The sequence below is a fragment of the Streptomyces sp. NPDC050388 genome (assembly GCF_040655635.1).
Lineage (GTDB): Bacteria > Actinomycetota > Actinomycetes > Streptomycetales > Streptomycetaceae > Streptomyces.
Window position 1 is genome coordinate 1 of the sequence record NZ_JBFAKH010000217.1, and the last position, 3,402, is coordinate 3,402.

Here is a 3,402-nt window from a genome sequence, read left to right on the forward strand (position 1 = left end):
GGGGTGGTCACGGAGGTGGGCGAGCAGCCGGTCGGCCTGCGCCGCGAGCGCCTGCTCGCTCTTGGCGGACAGCACCCACGGCACGGCGGTCGTCGGCGCGGAGCTCTCCGCGGTCACGGCGGTGGCGGAGGTCTCCGCCGGAGCCTGTTCCAGGATGATGTGCGCGTTGGTGCCGCTCACACCGAACGACGACACACCGGCCCGGCGCGGACGGTCGTCCGCTCCCCGCCACTCCTGGGCTTCGGTGAGCAGTTCCACCGCGCCCGCCGACCAGTCGACCTTGGTGGACGGTCGGTCCACGTGCAGGGTCACCGGCAGCGTGCCGTGGCGCATCGCCATGACCATCTTGATGATGCCGGCGACGCCGGCGGCGGCCTGGGTGTGGCCGATGTTCGACTTGATCGAGCCCAGCCACAGCGGGCTGCCGTCCTCCGGCCGCTCCTGGCCGTAGGTGGCCAGCAGCGCCTGCGCCTCGATCGGGTCGCCCAGCGTCGTGCCGGTGCCGTGCGCCTCCACCACGTCCACATCGGCGGCGGCCAGGCCCGCGTCGGCGAGCGCGGCGCGGATGACCCGCTGCTGCGACGGGCCGTTGGGGGCGGTCAGGCCGTTGGACGCGCCGTCCTGGTTGATCGCCGAGCCGCGCACGACGGCGAGGACCTGGTGGCCGTTGCGGCGCGCGTCGGACAGCCGCTCCACGAGCAGCATGCCGACACCCTCGCCCCAGCCGGTGCCGTCCGCGGCGTCCGCGAACGCCTTGACCCGGCCGTCGGCGGCCATGCCCCGCTGGCGGGAGAACTCGGTGAACGACATCGGGGTCGACATGACGGTGACACCGCCCGCGAGTGCCAGGTCGCACTCGCCCCGGCGCAGGGCCTGGGCCGCAAGGTGCAGCGCGACCAGGGAGGACGAGCAGCCGGTGTCGATGGTCGCAGCCGGGCCTTCGAGGCCCAGGGTGTAGGAGACACGGCCGGACAGGACGCTGGCCGCGTTGCTGGTGAGGGTGGAGTCGGCGCCCTCGGCGGAGGCCATCAGCAGGGGAGCGTAGTCCTGGCCGTTGGTGCCGGCGTAGATGCCCGTGCGGCTGCCGTGCAGCGTCGTCGGGTCGATGCCCGCGTGCTCGAAGGCCTCCCACGAGGTCTCCAGCAGGAGCCGCTGCTGCGGGTCCATGGCTAGGGCCTCGCGCGGCGAGATGCCGAAGAACGCCGGGTCGAAGTGGCCTGCGCCTGCGACGAATCCGCCTTCGGCGACGTACGAGGCGCCGGGGCGGCCGTCCGGGTCGTAGATGGCGTTCAGGTCCCAGCCGCGGTCGGCGGGGAAGGCGCCCATGCCGTCGGTGCCTTCGGCGACGAGATGCCACAGGTCGTCGGGGGAGGCGACGCCGCCAGGGTAGCGGCAGGCCATGCCGACGATCGCGATCGGCTCGTCGTCCGCGAAGCCGGTGGCCCGGACCACGGCCGGGGCCGTGGCCCGGACGCCGAGGAGCTCGTCACGCAGGTACGTGGCGAGGCGGGTGGCGTTGGGGTGGTCGAAGACGAGCGTGGTGGGCAGCTTGAGGCCGGTGGCCTCGGTGAGACGGTTGCGGAGTTCGACAGCCGTGAGGGAGTCGAAGCCGAGCTCCCGGAAGGCCCGGCCGGACTGGACGGCTTCCACGTCCTGGTGGCCGAGGACCGCGGCGGCCTCGCTCCGTACGAGGTCAAGGAGCAGACGCTCCTGCTCGGCGGCGGACAGCCCGTCGAGCCTGCCGCGCAGCACGGAGGTGTGGTGACGGGTGTCCTGGGCCGCGTCGTCCTCGGGTACGAGCGCGCGCTGGGCCTCGGGTATGTCGGCGATCAGCGGGCGAGGCCTGGACATGGCGTAGACAGGGGCGAACCGCTCCCAGTCCATGCCGGCGATGCTCACACACGTCTCTTCGTGCTCGACGGCCTGGCGCAGCGCCTCGATGGCCAGATCGGTCGGCATGGCGACGAGGCCGCGGCGGGCGAGCTGCTCACCGGCGTCGCCGCCGGACATGCCGCCGCCGTCCCAGGCGCCCCAGGCGATGGAGGTGGCGGCCAGACCGCGGGCGCGGCGGCTGACGGCGAGACCGTCGAGGTACGCGTTGGAGGCGGCGTAGGCGGCGTGGCCACCGCTGCCCCAGACACCGGAGTTGGAGGAGAACAGGACGAACGCGTCGAGCGAGTCGTCGTCGAACAGCTCGTCGAGGTGCGCGGCGCCCAGGGCCTTGGCGGCCATGACCTCGTGGAGTCGCCCGGCGTCGAGGGTGAGGATTTCGTCGGTCCGGTCGGCACCGGCCGCGTGCAGGACCGCGGTGATCGTCTCGCCCGCCTCGCGCAGCCCGTCGACGAGGGCCCGCAGGCCCTCCCGATCGGCGACGTCGCAGGCGGTGACGGTGACGCGGGCGCCCAGCGCGGTGAGTTCGTCGCGCAGCTCGGGCGCGCCGGGCGCGTCGAGGCCGCGGCGGCTGGTGAGCACGAGGTGCTCGGCGCCGGTTTCGGCGAGTCGGCGGGCGACGTGCGCGGCGATCGCGCCGGTGCCACCGGTGACGAGGACGGTGCCGCGCGGGGTCCAGGAACGGGAGCCTTGGCGGCCGCCGAGCGGGGAGCGGGTCAGGCGGCACACGTATGCGCCGGAGTCCCGTACGGCCCACTGGTCCTCGTCGCCCGCGGCGGCGAGCACACCGCACAGGCGCGACGCACCGCGGTCGTCGAGGACGGCGGGCAGGTCGACGAGCCCGCCCCATCCCTGGGGAAGCTCCAGCGCGGCGACCCGGCCCAGGCCCCAGACGGCGCTCTGCGCCGGATCGGCCGTACGGTCCGAGACACCGACGGAGACCGCTCCGCGAGTGACGGTCCACAGCGGTGCGGTCGCATCGGCGTCGGCCAGCGCGCGCAGCAGCGTGACCGTGGCCGCCAGCCCGGCGGACACACTCGGGTGCTCGGGGTGGACAGCGGTGTCCAGGGCCAGGAGGGAGAGGATGCCGTGGACGTCGTCGGTGTCGGCGAGTTCGGTGAATTCGCCGAGGGTGACGCGGACGGCCTCGGCGCCGTGCCGGGTGAGGCCCTCGGTGAGGGTGTCGGCCAGGGCGGAGGTGTCGGCGGCCGGGACGTCCGGTACGACGACGAGCCAGCGCCCGGTGAGGAGCGCGTCGAGAGTGGCGCCGCCCGGCTTCCAGGTGACGCGGTAGCGCCAGGAGTCGATGGTCGAGTCGGCGCGGCGCTGGCGGCGCCAGCTGGCGAGAGCGGGCAGGGCCGCACCCAGCAGCTCCGCGTCGGCGGGGGCGAAGGCGTCCGCGAGAGCCGCGATGTTGCCCTGTTCGACGGCTTCCCAGAAACGGGCGTCCTCGGGGTCGACGGCTTCGGCGAGTACGGCGGCCGGGGACTCGGGCCAGTAGCGGGTGCGCTG

At 74.3% G+C, this 3,402-nt stretch carries 1 protein-coding gene; it reads right to left on the reverse strand.

Translation table 11 applies throughout. The features are described 5' to 3' along the window. A partial coding sequence (locus AB0I73_RS40745; protein WP_363045429.1) for an SDR family NAD(P)-dependent oxidoreductase occupies positions 1-3,402 on the reverse strand: 3,402 nt, incomplete at both ends.